The organism is Hydrogenibacillus schlegelii (genome assembly GCF_001653195.1).
Classification (GTDB): Bacteria; Bacillota; Bacilli; order Thermicanales; family DSM-22653; genus Hydrogenibacillus; species Hydrogenibacillus schlegelii.
The window spans coordinates 28,902-51,621 of record NZ_JXBB01000060.1; the positions used below are offsets into that span (position 1 = coordinate 28,902).

22 protein-coding genes are annotated in these 22,720 nt (G+C 67.0%); 5 read left to right on the plus strand and 17 right to left on the minus strand.

All coding sequences use genetic code 11. From position 1 onward, the window contains the following. Window positions 1–2 precede the first annotated feature (2 nt). From cyoE to coxB, 7 genes are all read right to left on the minus strand, one after another. The gene (gene cyoE, locus SA87_RS11075) at window positions 3–941 is read right to left on the minus strand and encodes a heme o synthase (protein WP_066442120.1); all 939 of its coding nucleotides are present in this window, start codon (window positions 939–941) and stop codon (window positions 3–5) included. Between the two features lie 2 nt (window positions 942–943). Then, window positions 944–1,933 carry a COX15/CtaA family protein gene (locus SA87_RS11080; RefSeq protein WP_066203135.1) on the minus strand — a complete coding sequence of 330 codons (990 nt, stop codon included), beginning with the start codon at window positions 1,931–1,933 and terminating at the stop codon, window positions 944–946. A gap of 93 nt (window positions 1,934–2,026) precedes the next feature. After that, window positions 2,027–2,959, minus strand: a complete 933-nt coding sequence (ctaG, locus tag SA87_RS11085) for a cytochrome c oxidase assembly factor CtaG (RefSeq protein WP_066203137.1) — start codon at window positions 2,957–2,959, stop codon at window positions 2,027–2,029. Window positions 2,960–3,224: 265 nt separating this feature from the next. Beyond that, complete coding sequence (locus tag SA87_RS11090) at window positions 3,225–3,557, minus strand: cytochrome C oxidase subunit IV family protein (protein ID WP_066203141.1); 333 nt, start codon at window positions 3,555–3,557, stop codon at window positions 3,225–3,227. Window position 3,558: 1 nt separating this feature from the next. Next, a complete protein-coding gene (locus SA87_RS11095) occupies window positions 3,559–4,221 on the minus strand; it encodes a cytochrome (ubi)quinol oxidase subunit III (protein ID WP_066442126.1) in 663 nt (220 codons plus the stop codon). Then, complete coding sequence (ctaD, locus tag SA87_RS11100; RefSeq protein WP_066203145.1) at window positions 4,221–6,101, minus strand: cytochrome c oxidase subunit I; 1,881 nt, start codon at window positions 6,099–6,101, stop codon at window positions 4,221–4,223. Before ctaD ends, SA87_RS11095 begins: the two co-directional genes overlap by 1 nt. 146 nt (window positions 6,102–6,247) lie before the next feature. After that, complete coding sequence (gene coxB / locus SA87_RS11105) at window positions 6,248–7,318, minus strand: cytochrome c oxidase subunit II (RefSeq protein WP_082718485.1); 1,071 nt, start codon at window positions 7,316–7,318, stop codon at window positions 6,248–6,250. Window positions 7,319–7,602: 284 nt separating this feature from the next. Between coxB and cls the strand changes: the two genes are divergently transcribed. From cls to SA87_RS11120, 3 genes are all read left to right on the plus strand, one after another. Continuing rightward, a complete protein-coding gene (cls, locus tag SA87_RS11110; protein ID WP_211264234.1) occupies window positions 7,603–9,033 on the plus strand; it encodes a cardiolipin synthase in 1,431 nt (476 codons plus the stop codon). 85 nt (window positions 9,034–9,118) lie between these two features. Next, window positions 9,119–10,894 carry a UbiD family decarboxylase gene (locus SA87_RS11115; protein ID WP_066203153.1) on the plus strand — a complete coding sequence of 592 codons (1,776 nt, stop codon included), beginning with the start codon at window positions 9,119–9,121 and terminating at the stop codon, window positions 10,892–10,894. 69 nt (window positions 10,895–10,963) lie between these two features. Continuing rightward, window positions 10,964–11,575, plus strand: a complete 612-nt coding sequence (locus tag SA87_RS11120) for an NUDIX domain-containing protein (protein ID WP_066203155.1) — start codon at window positions 10,964–10,966, stop codon at window positions 11,573–11,575. A 109-nt stretch (window positions 11,576–11,684) separates the two neighbouring features. Here SA87_RS11120 and SA87_RS11125 read toward each other — a convergent pair whose 3' ends face one another. From SA87_RS11125 to nfsA, 9 genes are all read right to left on the minus strand, one after another. After that, a complete protein-coding gene (locus SA87_RS11125; protein ID WP_066203159.1) occupies window positions 11,685–12,209 on the minus strand; it encodes a DUF420 domain-containing protein in 525 nt (174 codons plus the stop codon). Between the two features lie 86 nt (window positions 12,210–12,295). Beyond that, window positions 12,296–13,246, minus strand: coding sequence for a magnesium transporter CorA family protein (locus tag SA87_RS11130; RefSeq protein ID WP_066203160.1), 951 nt, complete (start codon window positions 13,244–13,246; stop codon window positions 12,296–12,298). A 21-nt stretch (window positions 13,247–13,267) separates the two neighbouring features. Next, entirely contained in the window at window positions 13,268–14,275 is a 1,008-nt protein-coding gene (locus SA87_RS11135; RefSeq protein WP_066203164.1) for a magnesium transporter CorA family protein, read from the minus strand. A 124-nt stretch (window positions 14,276–14,399) separates the two neighbouring features. Beyond that, window positions 14,400–15,392: a magnesium transporter CorA family protein gene (locus SA87_RS11140; protein WP_066442131.1), complete on the minus strand. Its 993-nt coding sequence runs from the start codon at window positions 15,390–15,392 to the stop codon at window positions 14,400–14,402. A gap of 183 nt (window positions 15,393–15,575) precedes the next feature. Further along, on the minus strand, window positions 15,576–15,947 hold the full coding sequence (locus tag SA87_RS11145; RefSeq protein ID WP_066442133.1) for a fluoride efflux transporter FluC: 372 nt from the start codon (window positions 15,945–15,947) through the stop codon (window positions 15,576–15,578). After that, window positions 15,944–16,396, minus strand: coding sequence for a fluoride efflux transporter FluC (locus SA87_RS11150; protein ID WP_082718482.1), 453 nt, complete (start codon window positions 16,394–16,396; stop codon window positions 15,944–15,946). Before SA87_RS11150 ends, SA87_RS11145 begins: the two co-directional genes overlap by 4 nt. A gap of 38 nt (window positions 16,397–16,434) precedes the next feature. Further along, on the minus strand, window positions 16,435–17,682 hold the full coding sequence (locus SA87_RS11155) for a mechanosensitive ion channel family protein (protein ID WP_169793354.1): 1,248 nt from the start codon (window positions 17,680–17,682) through the stop codon (window positions 16,435–16,437). 111 nt (window positions 17,683–17,793) lie between these two features. Beyond that, window positions 17,794–18,924 carry a deoxyribonuclease IV gene (locus SA87_RS11160; protein ID WP_245637724.1) on the minus strand — a complete coding sequence of 377 codons (1,131 nt, stop codon included), beginning with the start codon at window positions 18,922–18,924 and terminating at the stop codon, window positions 17,794–17,796. Window positions 18,925–18,982: 58 nt separating this feature from the next. Then, window positions 18,983–19,759, minus strand: coding sequence for an oxygen-insensitive NADPH nitroreductase (gene nfsA, locus SA87_RS11165; protein WP_066203318.1), 777 nt, complete (start codon window positions 19,757–19,759; stop codon window positions 18,983–18,985). A gap of 247 nt (window positions 19,760–20,006) precedes the next feature. On the opposite strand from nfsA, the gene SA87_RS11170 reads away from it, so the two are divergent. Together SA87_RS11170 and SA87_RS11175 are read left to right on the plus strand one after the other, a co-directional pair. Then, a complete protein-coding gene (locus tag SA87_RS11170; RefSeq protein WP_066203170.1) occupies window positions 20,007–21,170 on the plus strand; it encodes an NAD(P)/FAD-dependent oxidoreductase in 1,164 nt (387 codons plus the stop codon). A gap of 84 nt (window positions 21,171–21,254) precedes the next feature. After that, on the plus strand, window positions 21,255–22,037 hold the full coding sequence (locus SA87_RS11175) for a helical membrane plugin domain-containing protein (protein WP_066203173.1): 783 nt from the start codon (window positions 21,255–21,257) through the stop codon (window positions 22,035–22,037). A gap of 72 nt (window positions 22,038–22,109) precedes the next feature. Here the strand turns inward: SA87_RS11175 and SA87_RS11180 are convergent, their stop codons facing one another. Continuing rightward, on the minus strand, window positions 22,110–22,667 hold the full coding sequence (locus SA87_RS11180) for a chromate transporter (RefSeq protein ID WP_066203176.1): 558 nt from the start codon (window positions 22,665–22,667) through the stop codon (window positions 22,110–22,112). Window positions 22,668–22,720 lie beyond the last annotated feature (53 nt).

Consider the following 22,720-nt stretch of genomic DNA (forward strand, 5'->3'; position numbering starts at 1 on the left):
CCTCATCCCACCACCATCAGGCCGTACAAGGCCGTAAGATACACGACGGAAAAGACGAACATCGCGCCGCCCCAGCGCCCTTCCGCCGCTCCCGTCGCGCGGGCGCCCTGGAAGGCGAGCGCGAGGTAGACCGCCCCAAGGACGAGAGCGCCGACGACGTACACCGCCCCGACCACGCCAAAAAGCGCCGGAAGGAGCGACGCCGGCACGAGGGCCAGAGTGTAAAGCGCCATCTGCCGTTTCGCCACAAGCGACCCGGCAACGATCGGGAGCATCGGCAGTCCGGCCCGGGCGTAGTCCTCCCGGCGGCGGAAAGCGATGGCGAGAAAATGAACCGGCTGCCAGAGAAACAGGATGAGAAAGAGCGCCCACGCCACGGCGTCCAGCCGCATGCTGTACGCCACGTACCCGGCCACCGTCGGCGCCGCTCCGGAGACGGCGCCGACGAGCGTTCCGAGCGTCGTCGTCCGCTTCGACCACAGCGAATAAAACACGACGTAAAACAGCCAGCCGATCGCCGTCACCGCCGCGACCAGCGGGTGCACCCCCGCGTACAAAAGGGCCTCCCCCACCCCGCCAAGCGCGGCGCCGTACGCCAGCGCCACCGCCGGCGACACCTCACCCGCCGGCACCGGACGCCGCCGCGTCCGGTCCATCTGCCGATCGATGTCTCGATCGATGACGTTGTTGATCGACGTTCCCGAGGCGACGACGAGCGCCACCCCGACCAGGGTCGCCACCGCCCACGCAGCGGGACGCGGATTGAACGCGCCGCTTCCCGCGGCGAGCATCCATCCGGCGAACGCTCCGAAGGTGTTCGACGCCACGATCCCCGGTTTCGTGAGGCGAAGGAGCGCCCCCACAAATCGGCGCACCTCGGCCGGCCGCTCCCAAAGGGGCGCGACCGCCGGGCCGGTCATCTCCTCCCTCACCTCCGCCACCGTCAACCCCTCCCTTCCCCGGCGAATTCCGCCCGTCCAAGCCCCTCCGGTCGCCGCCCGCGCTCCGCCGTCCGTTCCCCGGACACCGACGCGGGGCGGAGCGCCGCATCGACCGAACCATAGAGGAACGCGGTCGCCCCCAGCGACAGCGTCGCCAGGATCATATGGGCGGCCACCCAGAACGGCTTTAGCCCCGCCACGACGACGACAAACCCGATCCCCACTTCCAGCACAAGGAGGGTCGACGCCGCGGCGACCGGCAGCCAAAATCGCCGCCGGAGCGGGATGGTGAGATGGGCGGTCGCGACCCCGAGCGCGGCGGCGGCGATCGTCGCCGAAAGCCCCAGGGTGCCGTGCAGAACGTAGACGGACCGGGCAAGGCCCGGATCGCGGAGCCAGACCCGCTCCGGTTCCAGCCCGAAAAACACCTCCGCCAGCGCGCTGTGCTTAAAGAATCCGCCCAGGACGAGGGTCCCGTAGACGGCGGCGGTGAGGACCGCGGCCCACCGCCTGAGCGCCTTTAGCGCCGTCCGATCTCCAGCGGCCGGCTTTTGCGAAAGCGCCGTTTCGTCCGCCTCCCTCCGGGCGAGGTAGATCATCACCGCCGCCCAGAGCGCCTCGCTGATCATCACATCGAGCGTCGTAAACCCCTTCGGCGTCCCGAGGAGAACGTTAAGGCCCCCGACGCCCGCCTGGAGGAACAAGAGCGCCACCAGACCGAGCGCCAGGCCGGTGCCGCCGCGACGGCGAACGGCCGGGTGGAAGGCGACGGCCGCGTTGGCGACGACGACGAGGCCGAGAAGCCCCGTCACCAGTCGATGGGTATACTCGATCACTTGCTTTACGTTCGACGGATCCGGATACAGCTTGCCCCCACAGTACGGCCAGTCGAAACCGCACGCATCGCCGCTTTCGGTCGCGACGACGAGAACGCCCATCACCAGCACGAAGAGCGTCATCGCCGCGACCGCTCGGGCCATCCGGCGTCCCATCGCCATCTCCCCCCTCGCCGCCCGGGCCGCTTCCTGCCGCCCGGTCTGCCGACGCTCCCCGGCCGAAGCCTCGCCGAAAAAATCCGTCCGACGCTACGACCCCCGCTTCCGAAGCCTGGCTTCGGCCAGAACGGCCTCGGTGCTCTCCCGTTCTTTCGCCCACGCCTCCCGGAACCAGCGCCCAAGCACCGTGATGATGAACCCGGCGTAAATCAGCTCTTGCAACACCTTCATCAAGATCCCGCCGAGCTTCTGATCGTCCACCGGCGAAAGGAGGTTAAACTGCGCCGCCGAAAGCCCGCTCAAATCGATCGCTCGGGCGCCGGGCGGAAGGCAGTATCCGACCATCTGCTGCCAGACGGCCGCGTCGTAATACGACCGATACAGCACGTGATCGCTCAAGAACAATAACGCGCACGCCGGCGTAAGCAGCATGCCGTTGGCAAAAATATAGCCGATCTTTTTGATGTACGACCACTCTTCCCGATCGGGCAGCGGATTTAAGATCGGCCACCACATGATCCACGCCGCGGCGAACATGGCGATCGCGTACAGGATGCCGGCGCTCCGGTGGGTATTCAGGAAGTCGAACACCTCTGGAATGTGGTAGATCGAAAACAGCCCGTTAAAGAGAAAAATCGCCACGAGCGGATGGCTGAGCGCCCCGACGAGGCGCCGAAGCCACGCCATGCGAAAGGCCGTCTCGAACATCCACGCGGGGATCCCGAGGATCAGAAGCGGCGGCACCAAAAGATAGACGATCGCCATCTTCACCATATGCAGCCAGAAGATCATGTGGCTCATGAGGTAGAGCGGGCTTCCCTGGGCGACGTAATAGAGGCCGAGCGCGCCGTAAAACGCCGCCACTTCCGCCGGTTTCGGCGGCGTCGCCCCCGGGATGTCCCGGCGATACGGGCCGACGAGCAGGGCGTACAAGCCCCCGACGACGAGGACGAGGACGATCTTATCCGGGTTCCAGAGGGCGACCCAGCCGAACATCTTGAGCTGCTGATAAAGGGCAAGCATGCTCCCCCTCCTCCCGCCGCGCCGCCCGCCGCCGGGCGCAAGCCACCCCTCCGCCACGCCCGCAAAACGGTGCCCCGCCACCGGCGACCTCCGGCCGAAAACGGCACGGGCCGCCCGCCGTCACCCCCGGCGCCCGCCGACCGAAAACGGCCGAACCGCTTCCCGAGCGGTCGAACGGTGCCGATCGCCGCCGCACTTTTGTCAGAGCGCCATCTCCGGGCTTCTTTCGAGAACCGACCGGACGGCGACGCGGCCCGCTTGCCGCTTAGGCGACCGTCCACCAGCTCATGAGCAGGATGCCGATCACGATGACGACGGTGACGTAGACGCCGACGTAGAAAAAGAGCTGCGGCACGGCGTGCCCCTCGTCTTTGAGATGCATCCAGATATACGCCTGAAACGCCGCCTGGACGACGGCGAGGCCGACGAGAAAGGCGACGACGAACCCCGCCGACGCTCCGCCTTCGATGGCGTAAACGACGGCCCCGAACGCCAGGATGGTCAGCACGATGCTGGCCAAAAAGGCGACCGTATGGAGCGATCGTTCCTTTTTCGTCTCCCGCTCGCCGGACGGAGAAAACATCGGCTCTGCCGCCATCTCACGCCACCTTCCCCATGAGGTAGACGACGCTAAAGATGAACACCCAGACGAGGTCGACAAAGTGCCAGTACAGGCTGAAGGCGTACACCTTCGGCGCGATGTACGGCGTCACCTCCCGCCGGAGGTTCCGCACGAGGAGGGCAAACAGCCACAGGAGGCCGAACGTCACGTGGGCGCCGTGGAAGCCGACGAGGCTGTAGAAGGCCGTCCCGAAGGCGCTGGACGTAAACGTATGGCCCATGTGCACATAGTGGTTGAACTCATACGCTTCCAGGGCGAGGAACGACGCCCCGAGCAGCCACGTCGCCAAAAGCCAGGCCTTCATCGCCCCGGCCTGTAGCCGGCGCATGTTGAGGACCGCCATGACGCTCGTGAAGCTGCTCGAAAGAAGGAGCGCCGTGGCCAAAAAGACGAGCTTGAGGTCGAACAGCTCCTTCCCCGTCGGCCCGCCCATCGTCGAATGCCGGAGGGCGAGGTAGACGGCGAAAAACGAAGCGAACAGCACCGACTCGGCGGCGATGAACAGCCACATGCCGATCAGCTTGTTCCGCCCTTCTTGCGTCGCCAGCTCGATCGGCGGAGCCTCGGTTTTTTCGACCGCCCCCGCCCGAGCGGCGGGGGCGGCGGCGCCGAGGCGACCCGGTTCGGCCGTGAGGCTCATCAGGCGCTCACCCCTTTTGCATCTTCCTGCTCCACGAGTTCCCGCGGCACATGCCGGCCTTCGTCGTCGATCACGGAGCGGAGGAACATGACAAGCAGTGTCGCCGCCACGCCGAAAAGGGCGAGGTAGAGGAACGACGGATGATACTGATCTTTGAAGATGAACCCGAGTCCGGCGATGAACAGGGAAAGCGACATCATAAAGGGCAGGATGCTCGGGTTCGGCATGTGGATGTCCGCGTACGGCTCCGCCGGCGGCACCGTCTTGTTCCCCGCCTGCTTCTCCAGCCAGAATGGATCGAGCCCGCGGATGAGGGGCAGCCGGGCGAAGTTGTACTCCGGCACCGGCGTCGGCGTCGCCCACTCGAGCGTCCGGCCGTCCCACGGGTCGGCCGGCGCCGGCTTCCCTTTGACGAAGGTGTAGACGATGTTGATCGCAAAGACGATCACGCCGAGGGCCATGGTGTAGGCGCCGATCGTGCTCACGAGGTTCGGCAGCTCAAAGCCCTGTCCCGGCAGGTAGGTAAAGATGCGCCGCTGCATCCCCCACAGGCCGAGGAAATGCTGGATGAAAAACGTCAGGTGGAAACCGATGAAAAAGAGCCAGAAGTGGATTTTGCCCAGCGTTTCGTTGAGCAGCTTGCCGAACATCTTCGGCCACCAGTAATACGCCCCGGCGAAGACGGAGAACACCGTCCCGCCGATCAGCACATAGTGGAAATGAGCGACGATGAAGTACGTGTCGTGGTACTGATAGTCCGCCGGCGGAAGGGCCATCATTACGCCCGTCACGCCGCCCATGACGAAGGTGATGATGAACCCGACGGACCAAAGCATCGCCGACGTCATGCGGACTTTCCCGCCCCACATGGTGAAAATCCAGTTGAAGATCTTGATCCCCGTGGGGACGGCGATGATCGTCGTCGCGACGCCAAAGACGCCGTTGGCGAGCGGCCCCAAACCGACGGTGAACATGTGGTGGACCCAGACCATGAACCCGAAGAAAGCGATGAGCGCGGTGGCCACGACCATCGCGGGGTAACCGAAAAGCCGTTTCCGCGAAAACACGGGAATCACTTCCGAGAAGATGCCGAACGCCGGGAGGGCGACGATGTACACCTCCGGGTGTCCGAAAATCCAAAAGAGATGCTGCCAGATGATGGGGTTGCCCCCCTTCGCCGGGTCAAACGCGGCGCCCCCGAACAGCTGATCGTAAATCATCAGGAACAAGCCGGCCGTAAGCGGTGGAAAGGCGAACATGGTGAGGATGGACGCGATGAGCGTCGTCCAGGTGAAAAGCGGCATGCGCATGTATGTCATGCCCGGCGCTCGGTGGTTCACGATCGTCGCCACGAAGTTGATGCCCGTAAGGAGCGTCCCGAGCCCGCTCAGCTGCAGGCCCATCGCGTAGTAACTCATACCGTAGCCGGTGTAGTCCGGATGCGCCAGCGGAAAGTACCCCGTCCAGCCGCCCTGCGGCACATCGCCGGTCAAAAAACTGACGTGCGTAAGAAGCGCCCCGAAGAAATAGAGCCAGTAGCTCAGCGCATTGACAAACGGAAAGGCGAGGTCGCGCGCCCCGATCTGGAGCGGCACGACGGCGTTCATGAGGGCAAAGAGGAGCGGCATGGCGACGAAGAAGATCATCGTCGTCCCGTGCATCGCCAGCACTTCGTTGTACGCTTTGCCGTCGAGAACATGATTGAGCGGTACCGCGAGCTGAGTGCGTATGAGGAGCGCCTCCAGCCCGCCGATGAGGAAATAGACGAGCCCCGTCCAGAAGTACAGGTGGGCAATTTTCTTGTGGTCGACGGTCGTGAGATAATCCCAGAGGAGCGACTTTTTGCGCACCCCGCCGACCGGCACGCTGATCGTCGTCATCGACGGACCTCCCTTCTTTTCCGCCCTGCGCTTTTCGTCCTCAAGGATAGGCTCGAAAATCGACAGGCCGTCTTCGTTTCCGCGCGTCGGCGCACCGCTTGAGATCCTGCGCCCAAAAGCCTTTCGGCTTCCGCCCGCCGCGCCCCTCAGCGCGCCGCCGCCTTCGGCGGGGCGACGTCGACCTTCTGCAGCATGAGGAAGTCCACGAGCTGGTCGAGCGCTTCCGGCGAAAGCTTATCCTTAAACGGCGGCATGATGACCGTTCCCGGCACGTCGTTTTGCGGCTTCACGGCGTTCGGCGCTTCGATCCAGCGCCTCAAGCTCGCCGCCCGTTCGGCGTCGTCGCCCGCCGGGAGCACGCCGGCGATCGTCAAGCGATTGCCGATGTTGGCCAGGTTCGGACCCGGGCGGTTCGCGGGGTCGGTCGCTTCCAGGGCGTGGCACGCCATGCAGTTTTTCTGGAAGGTCTGTTCTCCGGCCGCCGCTTTCGTCGTCTCCGGCTTCGGCGCCGGTTTTTTCATCGCTTCGACCCAGCGGTTGAATTCGTCTTCCGGCAAGACGACGACCTTAAACTCCATGAGCGCGTGGGACGGGCCGCACAGTTCGGCGCACTTTCCGAGGAAGACGCCGACCGTCTCGGCGTCGAAGCTGAAGCGGTTCGCATTCTGCCGCTTGCCGTCCAGAAGGGCGCCCGGATTGGCGTCCATCTTCCCGGTGAGCGCCGGCACCCAGAAGGAATGGATGACGTCCGTCGACCAGAGCTCTGCGCTGATCTTCTTGCCGACGGGGATGTAGAGGTCTTGCGCCGTGACGATGCCGAGGTCCGGATAGCGGAACTCCCACCAGTACTGGTGGGCGATCACTTGAATCTTGAGGGCGTTCGGGTCATCGCTGTGGTCCTGGGCCATCGAAAACGTCAGGCGCACGGTGAGGATCGAAAGGACCGTGATGATGAGGACCGGAATCGCCGTCCAGATGAACTCCAGCAGGTTGCTGCCCTCGACCTGCTTCGGAATGGTCCGATCGCCGGGCTTCGCCCGAAAGCGGATGAGGACGACGGCGAGAAGAAAGATGACGACGCCCATCACGCCGAACATGATGTAAGCGCTTATCTGGATGAGCGAAAGAGATTCCCGCGCGTTCGACCCTTGCGGGACGAGGGCGGACACCCGCGGATCGCCGCAGCCGGCGAGCGCCAGGGCAAGCAACGTGAACAAAGGAACATAGAACGCTCCTTTTTTCCGCCCCTGCCGAACCAAGCGCGCCTCCCCCTTCCATGTCAACTGCTGAACACATTCTACAAAGTTTTTATGTTTGGCGTCAATCAAGCGGTGGGAATTCCCACGGCCGGACGACAGGAGTTCGAAATTTGTTCATAAATTGAAAGGCGGCCTTTGTGCCGCCCGATGCTTTCGGCTACAATGAGGTCGCAGCATTCGACGGGCTAGCGCGCAATCGGGGCGCCGTCCGCCACGAAGGCGGAGCGCGAAAACGGGTTTCGGTGGGGTGGGCGATGGAACACGTCTGGGCCGTCATCGGCTGGCTGTACATCCCGACGACCGCGTTGATCGGCCTCACGATCGTGCTGGAAAAGCGCCACCCGACCCGGACGATCGCCTGGCTGTTGGTGCTGGCGTTCGTGCCCGTCGTCGGCTTCCTCCTCTACCTCCTTTTCGGCCGGCACATGCGGAAGCGCCGGGCGATCCGGTCGAAAGACGACCTCGATTTCAGCGCCTTAAAAGAAAAAAGCGAGAAGTCCCCCGGGTCATGGGATCACCCGCTCGTCCGGCGGCTCGCCCGCATCGGGGTGAACGCCGCCGGCGCCCCGGTGACGACGAACAACCGGGTGTGCTTTTTTACCGACGGCGAAACCCTCTTTCGGGCGATGCTGGAGGACCTGAGAAGCGCCCGCCATCACATCCACCTCGCCTACTACATCGTCCGGCACGACGGCCTCGGCACGGCGATCCAAGAGATCCTCCTCGAGCGGGCCCGATCCGGCGTCGAGGTGCGGTTCCTTTTCGACCACGTCGGCTCGGTCTGGCTTTCCCGGCGCTACCGCCGGACCCTTCAAGCGGGCGGCGTGGAGCTGGCGGTTTTTTTGCCGGTGACGTTTCCCCTCATCAGCCGGCGGCTCAACTTCCGCTACCACCGGAAGATCACCGTCGTCGACGGCCGGATCGGCTACCTCGGCGGCTTCAACATCGGCGACGAATACCTCGGCAAGCACCCTCGGATGGGGTTTTGGCGCGATACGCACCTGAGGGTCGAGGGGGAGGCGGTCCACAGCCTGCAGGCGCTTTTTCAGGCGGACTGGGCGTTTGCCAGCGGGCGGACGTTCGACGGCGAGGCGTATTTTCCGGCCATTTCGGCGCCGGTCGGCACGACGGCGATGCAGCTCATTGCCAGCGGCCCGGATTCGCCGTTTCCGTCCATCGAGCACGCCACGCTGGCGATGATCGGCGCCGCCGGCCGGCGCCTCTGGATCGCCACGCCGTATCTCGTGCCGGACGAGGCGGTGCTCATGGCCTTAAAGTCCGCGGCGATCGCCGGCGTCGACGTCCGCATCCTCCTCCCGAGCTTTCCCGACCACCGGCTCGTCTTCTACGCCTCGATGTCGTACGTGGCGGAACTCCTCGCCGCCGGCGTCCGGATTTATCGCTACCGAAAAGGGTTTCTCCACGCCAAAGTCGTCCTCGCCGACGACGTCGTCGCCTCGGTCGGCACGGCCAACCTCGACAGCCGGAGCTTTGAGCTCAACTTTGAGGCCAATTTTTACCTCTACGATCGGGAGGCGGCCGCGGCGATCGCCCGGCAGTTCGAAGCGGATTTTGCCGAGAGCGAGGAAGTCGACCTCTACCGTTTTCATGCCCGGCCGCTTCGAGAACACGTCGTGGAGTCGTTTGCCCGGCTGTTTTCGCCGCTCATGTAAATAAGGAGCCGGGCCGGACTCCTTCCGGCGAACGATGGCCGCATCGGCGGGACCCGATCACCGGCGAAGGAGGCCAAAACGCGCGATGTACGCCAATCTCCGTTCCTTTTTGCAGGCGCTGGAGGCGGACGGCGAGCTCGTCCGGATCGCCGCGCCGGTCGATCCGAAGCTCGAGCTCGCCGAAATCCACCGCCGGATCGTCGCCGAAGGCGGGCCGGCCCTCTGGTTCGAACGGGTGAAGGGAAGCCCTTATCCGGTCGTGACGAACCTCTTCGGCACGCCGCGCCGCCTCGAGCGGGCGTTCGGCCGCCGTCCGGAAGCGCTCGTCCGGCGCCTGGCGGAGGCCTTGCCGGCCCTCTTTTCGCCGTCGGCGAAGGCCCTCTGGAACCTCCGGGACCTCGCCGGCGAGCTCTTCTTCCGGACGGGGCTGAAAATGGTCCCGCCGGAGAAGGCGCCGGTTGCCGCGGTCCGGGACGACGATTTTGACCTCACGACGCTTCCGGCCCTGACAAGCTGGCCGGAGGACGGCGGTCCGTTTTTGACGCTGCCCCTCGTCTACACCGAACATCCGGAAACGAAGGCCGGAAACCTCGGCATCTACCGGATGCAGATCTTTGGGCCCCGGAGGACGGGCATGCACTGGCAGATCCACAAAGGCGGCGGCTTCCACCATCACGTCGCCGAAGCCCGCGGCGAGCCGCTTCCGGCGACCGTCTTTTTGGGCGGTCCGCCGGCGCTCATCGTCGCCGCGGTGGCCCCGCTTCCGGAAGGGGTGCCGGAGCTCCTTTTTGCCTCGCTCCTCCTCGGGGGGCGGCTCGCCCGAACCCGCGTGGACGGCGCGCCGCATCCCCTCGTCGCCGAGGCGGAGTTTGCCCTCGTCGGCGAAGTGCCGCCCCATGAGCGGACGCCGGAAGGGCCGTTCGGCGACCACTACGGCTACTATTCCCTCGTGCATGATTTTCCTGTTTTTCATCTGAAGCGCGTCTTTCGCCGGAAAGACGCCCTCTTCCCGGCGACGGTCGTCGGCAAGCCGGTCCAGGAAGACTACTGGATCGGTGAATATTTGCAGCGGCTCCTTCAGCCGCTCTTCCCCTTCGTCATGCCCGGCGTCCGGGACCTCTGGTCGTACGCCGAGACGGGCTTTCACGCCCTCGCCGGCGCCGTCGTCCGGGAGAGCTATCCCCGGGAGGCGCTCGCCCACGCCCTCCGCATCCTCGGGGAAGGGCAGCTTACGCTGACCAAATTTCTCCTCGTCACCGACACACCGGTCGACCTCCGGGATGCCCGGGCGACGTTCACCGCCGTCTTAAGCCGTTTCCGGCCGGAGCGGGACCTCGTCATCTTCGCCGAGACGGCGATGGACACCCTCGACTACACCGGCCGGCGCTTCAACCACGGCAGCAAGGCGATCCTCCTCGGCACGGGGGATCCGGTGCGGACGCTCCCGGCGGCGTACGATGGGCCCCCGCTTCCGGGCGCCGCCGCCCTCCGGGTCTTTTCCCCCGGCGTCCTCGTCCTCTCCGGCCGGCCGTACGCCGGCGCCGAAGACTGGCCGAGGCGCCTCCTCGCCGAAGCCGAAACGAACGAGGCCCTCCGAGCGTTTCCCCTCGTCGTCCTCGTCGACGATGCCCGGGCGGCGGTGCGGGATCAGACGGCCTTCCTCTGGACCGTTTTCACCCGCTTCGATCCGGCCTATGACCTGCACGCGCCGACGATCGTCGGCCACAACCGCCTCGGCTTTGCCCTCCCGATCGTCATCGACGCCCGGATGAAGCCGTTTTACCCCGGCACGGTCGAACCCGACCCCGAAACGAAGGCGCTCGTCGACCGCCGCTGGAGGGAGTACTTCCCCGGGCGCTGACGCTTTCGCCCCCGTTCGTGCCGGACGCGATTGAGCTGCAAAAACCCGCCGTGAAAGAAGGAGGAGCCGATGGACGAGCCCCGACGTCCCCTGAGGGAAGACGAAGCAATCGGCGACGCGTTTTACGAGCGGCCGCTCGAGCGGACGCTCCTCTACCGCGGCCGGATCATCGACGTCGCCCGTTACCGCGTCCGGCTCCCCGACGGCCGGGAGGCGGAACGGGAGGTCGTCCACCACCCCGGTGCCGTCGCCGTCCTGGCCGTGGCCGAAGACGGCGGTCGGGAAACGATCGTCCTCGTCCGGCAGTACCGTTTTCCCCTCCGCCGGACGACGCTCGAAATCCCGGCCGGAAAGCTCGAGCCGGGCGCCGACCCGCTCGCGGAAGCCCGGCGGGAGCTGGCCGAGGAGACGGGCTTCGGGGCCGAGCGCTGGCGGAAGCTCGGCGTCTTCTTCAGCTCTCCGGGCTTTGCCGACGAAGCGATGCACCTGTATGAAGCCCGGGGGCTCATTCCCGGAGCGCCGCACCCGGACGCCGACGAGTTCGTGCGGGCGGAACGGCTGACCCGGGACGAAGCCTGGGCCGCCGTGCGGCGCGGGGAGATCGTCGATCTCAAGACGGTCCTCGCCCTTCTCTGGTGGGAACGACAAAGCGGAGGCGAGCGCGGCGATCCCGGGCCGTAAGGTCGTCGTCGAACGACCGGAGACGTGCCGCAAAAAGAAAACGCGCCCGCCGAGATTTCGGCGGGCGTCTTCGACTTCGCGCCCCTCCTGATCGCCGGGTCGGCGAAAGCTAGCGGCCGTAGTACGGCGCGATCAGGACGTAGACGAGGACGCCGCTTACGGAGACGTACAGCCAGAGGGGGAAAGCCAAGCGGACGATCCGCCGGTGCAGCCGGTCCTCGCGGTTCAAACCGCGAAACAGGGCCAGGAGGACGAGGGGGACGATGACCGCGGCGAGGACGATGTGCGTGAAAAGAAGGACGTAGTAGACCCCCTTCAAGAGCCCCTCGCCGCCGTACGGCGTCGACGGCGTCGTCAGGTGATAGGCGACGTAGCTGAGAAGAAAAAGCGCCGTCGCGGCCAGGGCGGCGAAGATGAAATTCCGGTGCCGTTCGACGTCACGCCGCCGGATGGCCCGGTAGGCGAGCAGCAAAAAGACCGTCGCCAGCGCGTTCCACCCGGCGATGAGCGGCGGGAGGAACGACGTGTCAAACGGCGCCGGCACCTTCGGCAGGGCGAAAAGGGCGGCGATGACGGCGTAGACGGCGGCGGAAAGCACTCCCGCCAGCCGGCCGGGAGCGCGGATCGGGCGCATCCTTCCCCCTCCCTTCCAGGATACCGCCTTTCGGGTCGCCGGGGCCGCCCGCGTGCGGCCGTCCGACGGCCTCGACGAGCGAGCCTTCAGAAAAATCGGAGGCGCCAGAAGACCGCGGCGGCGGCGGCCGTCGCGCCGACGATGAGCATCAGCGCAACGATGAAACCGTCGGGGCGGTCGTACAGAAAAAACGGCACGTTCATCGACAGGGCGCTGGCGATGAGGATCGGCACCGAAAGGAGAACCGTGACCGCCGTGAGAAGCTTCAGCACGGCATTGACGTTGATCTGGATGACGTTGCCGTAAGCGTCCATGACGTTGACGAGCTTCCGGTGGTGCACTTCGACCGCGCCGTACGCCTGCTCGAGGTCGATGGCGACGTCCTCGAGCAGGTCGCCGTCGTCCGGGTACAGCCGGATGACGTCCCCGGCGGCGATCTTCCGGAGCGCCGCCCGCATTTCGGCGAGGGACGTCTCGAGAAAGATGAACGTCTCGCCGGCGGCAAACAGCCGGTAGAGCTCCCGGTTGGCGTACGCCCGGGCGAGGTCCCGTTCCGCCGCCTCGACTTCTTTCTGCACGGTGCGAACCGCCTGCAAAAACGCTTCGGCGACGGCCGCCAGCACGAGGAGCGTGATGCGGGTTTTCATATGGCTGCCGAAGCCGCCGACCGCGCCGGTGAGAAACGGCTCCAGAAGCGGCACCGGAGCGCCGGCGACGGTGATGAGATGATCCGGGGCGTGGACGATGGCGAGCGGCCGCAGGCGAAAGAGCGGCCCGTCCTCCCGCGGAACATCCTCCTCACCGGCCGGTACCGGCACGTGGACGATGACGACGGCCGCCTCCCCCCGGCGCTCCGCCCGGGGCCGCTCGTCCGGGTCGAGGACCGACGCCAGCACCGCTTCCGGCACCCTCGTCTCCCGGGCCGTCGCCTCGAGCTCCTCCGGCGTCGGCGCCTCGAGGTGCACCCACGCGTTTTTGACCGGGACCGGAAGCGGCCGGAGCCGGCCGTCGGCATCGGTGGCGACGATGCGCCGCATGCGGATCCCCCCGGCCGCGCCTCACCAGCGCAAAAAATTTCGTTGATAAAAATAGAGCACCAGCGCGCCCCCGGAGACGATCATGGCGAGCAGAAGGAGGCCGAACAACCACGGCGCGTCTTCAAACGGGAGCCGGGTGTTGATCGTAAAGAGGCCGGCGATGAGGACGGGCAGCGTCAGGACGACGGTGAGCGTCGTCAGCACCTTGAGCACGGCGTTGACGTTGTTGTGGATGACGGCGGCGTAGGCGTCCATGAGGGTCGACAATCGATCCGCGTGAAGCGCCGTCAGTTCCTCCGCCTGCTCGAGGTCGACGAGGGCGCTCCGGAGAAGATCGGCGTCGTCGGCGTAAAGCTTCAGGTCCCGCCCCGCCAGGAGCCGCCGGTAGACGATGACCGACGCCCGGAGGGCCGAAGCGAAGTAGACGAGGCTTTTGTTCACCCCGAGGAGCATAAAGAGCTCCCGGTTCCGGTGGGCCGCCCGAAGGCGCCGCTCGATCGCCCGGGACAGCGCTCGGAGTTCCCGGAGCGCGGCGAGGTAAGCTTCCGCCACCGCCTGAAAGATGAGGAGCGTCAACCGCGTCTTCATATGCGTCGCCACCGGCGCCCGGCGCCCGTCCAACACGTCGAGGATCGCCGGATGCGCCCGCCGGGCGACGACGAGGAGGTGATCCTTGAGATGGACGAGCGAAACCGGCATCACCCCGTACGGCATCGACCCCGGCCGGCCGTCGGAAGCGGCGTCGCCGTTTTGGTGCGGCAGGCCGAGGACGAGGATGAGCACCGGCGCGCCGTCTTCCGTCTCTCCCACCTCGACCCGCGGCCGCTCCAGCGGGTCGAGGGCGTCCCGAAGGTAGGCCTCGTCGAGATGAAACGCCCGGGCGACCCGGCCCAGTTCTTCCGGCGTCGGGTCAAATAGGGTGAGAACGCTGTTTTTCGGAAAACCGCCGAACGCCGCGTCGCGCTCCTCCGCCGGCGCCGGATGGACCGCGATCCGGCCGTCCGGCATCGTGAGTCGCACCTCCAGCATCATCCCGGCTCCTTTGCCCGGAAAATCGCCCGCACCTCCGCGCCGCCGGGCCTTATGCCGCCCTCAGGCGGCCCGGACCCGCTTTGCCGCTTCCCCTTGCCCGAACGGTCCCGCCCCGCCGCGATCAGAAGAGGCGCATCCGCCAGAACGCGTAGCCGGTCGAAAGCCCGACGAGCGTCGAGATGCCCATGAGCACCGGGAAGGCATACGGGCTGTCCTGGTACGGCAGCGGCACGTTCATGCCGTAGATCGAGGCGATCATCGTGGGAATGGCGAGGATGATCGTCAGCGCCGTCAGGATCTTCAGCACCGTGTTGACGTTGTTCTGGATGATCGCCGCGTAAGCGTCCATCAGGTTGCTCAGGTTCTCGCTGTGGATGTCCGACGCATCGAGCGCCTGCTGCATCTCGATGATGGCGTCTTGCAAAAGCTCCTCGTCGTCTTCGTACATTTTCATGTACGTTTCACGGGTAAGCTTTTGCATGACGCCACGGTTGACCTTCAACGCCGTCGTAAAATAGACGAGGCTCTTGTTGATATTCAGCAGGATATACACTTCCTGGTTCCGCATCGACCGCTGCAGCGCCGCCTCGGCCTCGACGATGCGGGCGTTCAGGTCGTTAAGATAATGCAGATAATACCGGGCCACCAGGAACATGAACTGCAGCGTAAACCGCGTTTTCATATGGGTATAAAAGCCTTTCACCTGACCGGCCGTAAACGCCCGGAACACCGGATGGTCCTGCCGGCAGACGGTGACGAGGACGTCCCGCGTGTGGATGATGCCGACCGGGATCGTCCGGTACGGCACCGGATCGCCCGCCGTCGGATAAGGCACGCTCAGGATGATGAGCACGCCGGCGTCATCCTTCTCCACCCGGGGGCGCTCCTCGGCGTCCAGCGGGTCGTGGAGGAAATCGGCCGGAAGGCCCAGGGCGCCGGCGACCCGCCCGATTTCCGCCTCCGTCGGGTCGACGAGATGCACCCACGTGTTCCGCTCGATCTCCGGCACCGTCTCCAGGCGCCCGTCGGCATCGCTGCGATAGATCCAAAGCACGGCGGTTCCCCTTTCCCGGGCGCCGGCCGCCGCCGAAACGCCGATCCGCCCGATGCGCATCTTTCGCTTTCCGTCTATGCTCCCCGCTTAAGCGCCGGAACACGGGAAGCGCCCGCCGTCCACCGCGGCGGACGGCCGGCGCTCGATCGGCCTCGCTTCTCGCTTCACGCGGCCATTTTCTCTGCATCCCTGGTCCGATTGCGTCGTTCGGCCTTTTCATCGTACCGCCGGCGCCGCCGATTGTCAAATCCACCGGGGGACGAACGCGGCGCCGAGGAGAACGGCAATGGGACCGCCGAGGAAGGAGATCGCCGCATAGGCGACCGCCGCCGGACGGCGATTTTGCCACCGGTCGTCGATTTCGAGCATCAAGGCCGAAAACGTCGTATACCCGCCGAGAAAACCCGTAAGAAGAAGCGGCCGAAGCGCCGACGAAAGGGGAAGCGCCGACTCCAGCGCGCCGAACAAAAACGCTCCGCTCAGGTTGACGCCGAGGGTTCCCCACGGAAGCGCCGCGCCGCTTGCGGCCGCCCGGGCGTTCAAGGGCGCGCTCGCCAGATAGCGGAAGATCGCCCCGAAAAACCCGCCCGCAAAGACGAAAAGCCCCGCCATCATCGCTGCCCGGCCCGCCTTTCCGCCGCCGACCGCCCAGACGCCCCGGCGGAGAGACGCCGACCGGCGCGAAGGGCCGCCCACCCGGCGAGGAGCGAAAACACCCCGTAGCCTATGCCGGCGCCGGCGCCGAGGTGAACCGCCTCCCCGCTGAAGGCCGAAAACGTCGTCAGCCCGCCGAGGAAACCGGTCCCGTACCAGAGAAGGCGCCGGGCGGACTCCGGCGACCGATCCCGGCGCACGGCTTCGGCCAGAAGCCCCATGCCGAAGGCCCCGGCAAGGTTGACGGCGACCGTTCCCCACGGCACCCCCGCCTTCGGGAGCCCCTCCCCGGCCGCCCAGCGCACGAGGGAACCAAGGCCGCCAAAAGCGCCGACCGCGAGAACGTCCAGCCCGCGAAACGACGGGCGGACCGATCCGCGCATCTGCTCCCCCTCCCCTCTTTCCGTCATGCTTGACCGCGCTTCCGTCGTTCATGAAGGCCCTTGTTTTATTTCCCTCTTTCCCCTTCGCCGCCCTCCTTCGCCTCCGGCGGGCGCTTTTCGGCCGGGGGCGCCTCTTTCGGGCGAAAGACGGCTCCGGCGCGGTCCGCTCCGCTCCCGACGGCCAACCCGAGGGCGGCGGCCGTCCCGGTCGCCCCTTCCGGCCAAGGAGACGCCCCCGCCGCGACGAGCACCCGCTCAGGCATCGCCAGCGCGATCCCTTCCTCCTCCAGGAAGCGGAGGACGTCGAGATTGAGCCGCTCGTTGATCTGAAGCCACGCGTCGTATTGCGTCGAGCGGGTGTAATAGGTGACGAGCACCGAAAAGCCCGCTTCCGTCACTTGCTCGAAGGCGACGGTGACCGCATCCGGCACGACGTCCGGCTGCGCCTGAAGGTGCGCCCGGAACCGCGCCACGAAGCGGGCGAGCGCCTCCGGCGGCGTCGTGCGGTCGAGGAGGAGGCGGTACATCGTCCGGCGGCGGCCCATCCGGCTCCAGTTTTTGAGCGCGCCGCCGACGAGGTTCGCGTTCGGCACCGTGACGAGCCCCTGGTCGAACGTCCGGATCTTCGTGCTCCGGATCGTGATCGCCTCCACCGTTCCGCTCACGTCCGGCGTCTCGATCCAGTCGCCGACGGCAAACGTCCGTTCAAACAGGATGACCGCCCCGGCAAACAGGTTGGCGAGCGTGTCTTTCGCCGCCAGCGACACCGCAAGCCCGCCGAGGCCGAGACCGGCGATGAGGGAATCGATCCGGTAACCGAACTCCTGCAGGAGGACCGTCGCCCCCACCGCCACGAGGGTAAAGCGAAGGACGACGGAAAGAAGCGGCACGACCGTGGCCTGAAACTCGGCGCCGTGCCGGGCGCCGAGCCGGCGGAGCCAGGCGGTGTTCCGGTCGACCAGGCGATAAAGCCCCCAGAAGACGGCGACGATGACCGCCGCCCGGAACCCTTTCTCAAGGGCGACGCCGACCCACGGCGGCGGGCCGCAGACCGCCGCCGCCAGGGTGACGGCGAGCGCCGCCCAGAGGAGGCGGGCCGGCGGGCCGGCGGCCAACAAGGCTTCTTTCCAGACCGCCTTGTCCTCGCCGGCCGCCTCCAGCGCCCGCCGCCAGCGGCGCCCGACCGTCCGGGAAAAAAGCGCCCCGAGCCCGAGAAGCGCCCCCAGCACGAGCACCGCCCCGACGGGCCGCCCCCACGGGCCGAGCCGGGCGGTGAGGCTCACCCCTTGCGCGAAAGCATCCGCCACCGACACGCCGATCCCCCCTTCCGCTTCCATCGGTCCGGACGCTTCCGCCGGTCCGGACCCGCCGGGTCGGGTTCGCGCCTCCCGACGGCGGGCCGGCCGGAGGGCCGAAAGGCGGCTTTACCCGGCGCAGAGGGCCGCAAGCGGCCGGGCGGCGGTGGCAAAATAGGCGATGAGGCGGTGGTTGAGCGCCTCTTCGCTGAGCCCTTCCCCGAAGCCCGCCTCCCGGGCGAGGACATACAACCGCTCCATCGGCTCCCGGCGATCGGCGCCTTTGGCCCGGGACGCCGTCCAGAAATCGAGCACCGTCTTCCGGGGCTCGAACCCTTGCCGGGCAAAAAAAGCGGCCAGCCGCTCCACGTCGTCGCAAAACGCCGCGCCGAACCGCCGGCGAAGCGTCCCGGAAAGCAGCGCGATCTCCACCTCGTACATCGGCCGCTGCGCCTTTTTGTCCAGACCGATCCACGGCGTCTCGAGGATGAACGGCCGGCCCGCGAGGGCCGGGTGCCGGACGACCGCCTCGATCGCCCCGTAGCCGATCCAGCCGGAGCCGACCGGCGCATGGCGGTCTTTCGCCGCACCGCGGGGGTTTTTGCTGTCGTTCAGGTGGACGACCGAAAGGCGCTCGAGGCCGATGATGCGGTCGAACGCCTCGAGGACGCCGTCGAGGTCGCCGACGAGATCGTAGCCGGCGTCGTGGACGTGGCACGTGTCGAAGCAGACGCTCAGGCGCTCCGGGTGCCGGACGCCGTCGATGATCGCCGCGATCTCCTCAAACGTCCGGCCGACCTCCGTTCCCTTCCCGGCCATCGTCTCCAGGGCGATCCGGACCTCCCCCGGCACCGAGAGCACCTCGTTCAACCCCTCGACGATGCGCCGGATGCCGTAGGCCGGGTCCCGGTCGGTGTAGGCGCCGGGGTGGACGACGATCTCCCGGGCGCCCAGGACGGCCGTCCGCTCGATCTCCTGCTGTAAAAACTCAACGGCCAACCGAAACGTGTCGTCGTTCGGCGAGGCGAGGTTGATGATATACGGCGCGTGGACGACGATCTCGTCGATGCCGTGGGCCCGGGCGAGCGCCCAGCCTTCGTCGACGAACTGCTCGCTCATCGGCTTTCGCACCGTATTCTGCGGCGCGCCGGTGTAGACCATAAACGTCGTCGAGCCGTAGGAGATCGCCTCTTCGGCGGCGGCGAGCAGGCCTTTTTTGGCAAACGAGACGTGCGAGCCGATCTTCAGCGGATGGGACACCTTCCGACCTCCGTGCTCGATGGAGCTTGCGCTCCGACGCGTTCTCCGTGACTCCAATTCAACGACCGGCCGGCGGCTCCTTCACGGTGGCCTGATCCCGAAGAAATCCCCGGGCCCGAAGGTACGCCGCCATGTGCGCCCGCCGAGGTTCGGCGAGGGTGCGGGCGACGAGGCCGGTGTAGGTGTCTTCCCGGCGGCCGCCGGTTCGAGCCCGGTAGTACGCCCGCACCACCTCGTCGTACGCCGAAAGCCCGGCGTCCCGCCCGATGTCGTAGCGCTCCTCGTGGTAGACGACGGGAAGCGGCAGGCGCGGTTTCGGCGCCGGATCTTCCGCCGGCCGGCCGACCGTCATGCCGAAAAGCGGGGTGACCTGCTCCGGAAGCCCGAGCCGCTCCGACACGGCGTCGACGGCGTTCCGAAGCCCGCCGATGTAGCAGATGCCGTAGCCGAGGGACTCGGCGGCGACGGCGGCATTTTCGGCGGCGAGGGCGGCATCGACGGTGGCGACGATGAACGCCTCCGTTGTCTCGACCCGGGCCGCGACGCCGTGCCGGGCCGCCGCCGCCGAAAGCCGCCGGAGATCGGCGAGGAAAACGAGAAAAAGCGGCGCCTCGGCGACGTGGGCGTTGTTCGAAAGCGCGGCGAGCTCCGCCCGAAGCTCGGCGTTCCGGACGCCGATGATCGTGTATGCCTGAAGAAAGCTCGACGTCGACGCCGCCTGGGCGCTTTGGAGGATCCACCGGACATCTTCCTCGGGCACCGGATCCGGGCGGTAGCGGCGGATCGAGCGATGGCGGAGCATGAGGGCGATCACTTCGTTCGGCGGATGGGACATGAACGCGTCGTTTCCCTCCTCGAACCCGTTCGGATTTTTCTCCTCGATCCCGTTCGCCTTTTTCCACCCGTTCGCCGAAGCGATCGGTCGGGAACCGCGCTCTGAACCCGTCGCGAACCGGCTTTTGCAACCCTTCCGCGAAACGTTCGCGGCGGGACGGGGCAGACTATCCCGAAGCCGCGGTACGGGAAGCCCTTCCGGCTCAAACGCCCAAGCCTCACCGGCCGCCGAAAGGCGGGAGGGAATCATGCGCATCGTCATCCTCGGCGCCGGCACCGGCGGGCTTACGCTGGCCAACCGCCTGGCGCGCCTCATCGCCGACGAACTCGAACGGAGTCGGGCGGAGATCGTCCTCGTCGAACGCCGAAAGGACCACGACTACCAGCCCGGCTACCTCATGGCCAGCTTCGGCGTCCGGCCCCTCGCCCATTATAGACGATCCGTCCGCCCCCTTGTCCACCGCCGGGTGCGGCTCATCGAAGACGACGTCCGAAAGGTCGATCTCGACGGCCGGCGGCTTCGAGGGGAAACGGAGACGGCGTACGACCTTCTCATCGTCGCCACCGGGAGCGTCCCCGACTTCCGGCTCATTCCCGGCCTCGACGCCGAGGACGTCCGGCGGCCCGATGCCGGCTTCGGCACCTTCTACACCGCCGAAGGGGCCGAAGCCCTTGCCCGGACGCTGGAAGCATTCGAGCGGGGGCGGATCGCCGTCGTCGTCGCCTCGCCGGTGCACAAATGCCCCGCGGCACCGACGGAGTTCGCCCTCCTCCTCGACGACCTCCTCCGGTCGGCCGGCCGGCGGCGCCGGGTGGAGATCGTCTACACCTCTCCCCTCGATCGGCTGAACCTCCTCGAAGCGCTCGACGCCTGGGCGCGGCCGGAATTCCACCGCCGGGGGATCGAGGCGCTTTTCTCCTTCGTCCCCGTCCGGGCGGACGTCGCCCGCCGGCGCCTGTTCGCGAAAGACGGCCGAACGCTGGAGGCGGATCTCATCGTCGTCGTCCCGCCCCACCGCGGCGCCGACGTCGTCCGGAACTCCGGGCTGGGGGACGAAGCCGGCTTCCTTCCGACCGATCCGGAGACGCTCGCCGTCGCCGGACGGGACGACGTCTATGCCGTCGGCGATGCGACCGACCTGGCGTTCCCCGTGCTCAAGGCGGGCGCCATCGCCCACTTTCAGGCCGTCGTGCTGGCGCAAAACCTCGCCCACCGCCTCCGGAACGTCCCGACGCCGTACCGCTACGACGGCCGCTTCCTCTGCTTTGTGGACGACGGCTTCGCTTCCTCCGCCTTCATCCGCTACGACCGCCACCACCCGCCCCGGACGGCGACGACCGGGGGGCTCGTCCATGCGATCCGGCAGGCCTATCACGAGCTGTACTGGCTCGGCGTGCGGGGCCTCCTCTGAAGTCGCCCGGACCCGAAAGCCCCATCCGCCGCCCGATCTTCGGCCAAACCGCCCCATCTCCGACAAAAAGGAGGGAGACGGCCGATGCGACGCCGCCCGACCCGCCGGCCGGCCGAGCTCCAGACCCTCTCGTCCCCCTCCGGGGGCGCCGGCGCCCCGATGCCCTCCTCCGGGGAGGCGGCCGCCGGCGCGCCGAAAGAACAACGCACCGGCGATCCGGCGGCCGCCGGCCGCCCGGAGCGGGCGCCGGCGGCGCCGGACGAAGGCCGCGAAGGCCTTGACGTTCAGGCCGGCCGGAAGGCCTTCGACGACCGGGAAAGCCAGAAGACGCTTGACGACCGGGAAGCCCGGGAGACCTTCGACTCCCGGATCGAAGCGGAGCCCGTGGCGATGGACGGTCGAGGACCGTGGGGCGTCCTCGACGCCGCCGAGCGGGCCGCCCTCGTCTCCGCCCTGCGGCGCCTCGCCCGGCTGGAGCGGAGCGGCACGCTGGCGGCCTTCGGCGAACTCTTAGATGCTGCCTTCGTCCTGAAAAGCGCCCTCACGCCCCTCGACGCCGGCGAGCAGGCCCGCCGCCTCGTCCGCCTCGTCGAATTCCTTGACGACGCCCAGCAGCGGGGCCTCGGCGCCGCCGGCCGGCGGGCGCTCGAGGCGGTCGACGCGGCGGAAGCGGAGCTCGAACACGTCACCGAAGACGGCCGGGCTCCGGGGCTTTTCAGCCTCCTCCGCCTCGCCCGGGATCCGGCCGTTCGAGAAGGGATGTTTTTCGCCCTCGCGTTTTTGAAGCACTTCCGCGAGCTCGGGCTTCCGCCGGACCGTTTCGCCTTGGCGTCCGACGCCGACGACGGCGATGCCGACCGCCGGTGACGCCGGGCCGGGGCTCGCCGCCTCGGGCCCGGCCGGAGATCGCTTCGGCCGCGCCGTGTCGCCCTTGACCGATCAGTGCGGCAGATAGTGCGGCAAATACACAAACATGCCCGCCACGCCAGAAAAAAGAAGGACGAGCGCCGGGTGGAGCTTCGTCCGGGCGAAAAGGACGAAGGCGACGAGGAAGAAAAGAAGCGTCGTCCACGAAGCCTCCCCGCTCAAAAGCCCGTTTCGCCTGGCAAAGGACGCCGCAGCATAAAAAATCATCCCCGCGATCACCGGCCGGAGAACGTAAAACGCCGCCGCGACCCTCGGGTGGCGGTGATACTTAAAAAACGCTCGGGCGAAGATGAGGATGAGAAACAAAGACGGGACGGCGACGCTGACGGCCGCCAAAAACGCGCCGCCGACGCCGAGCAGGCGGTAGCCGACCATCACCGCCGCGTTCACCGCGATCGGCCCCGGCGCCATGCTGGCCACGGCGATCATGTCGATAAAATCCGTCTCGCGAAACCAGTGCTCCTCCGTCACGACCATGTGGTCGATGACCGGAAGCATCGCATAGCCGCCGCCAAAGCTCACAATGCCGACGATGAGAAACGTCACGATGAGAAGCAAAAAAAGCGGCATCGGCCCACCCCCTGACCGGCGTCTGTTCGAAGCCCAGCATCCCGCAGCTCAGC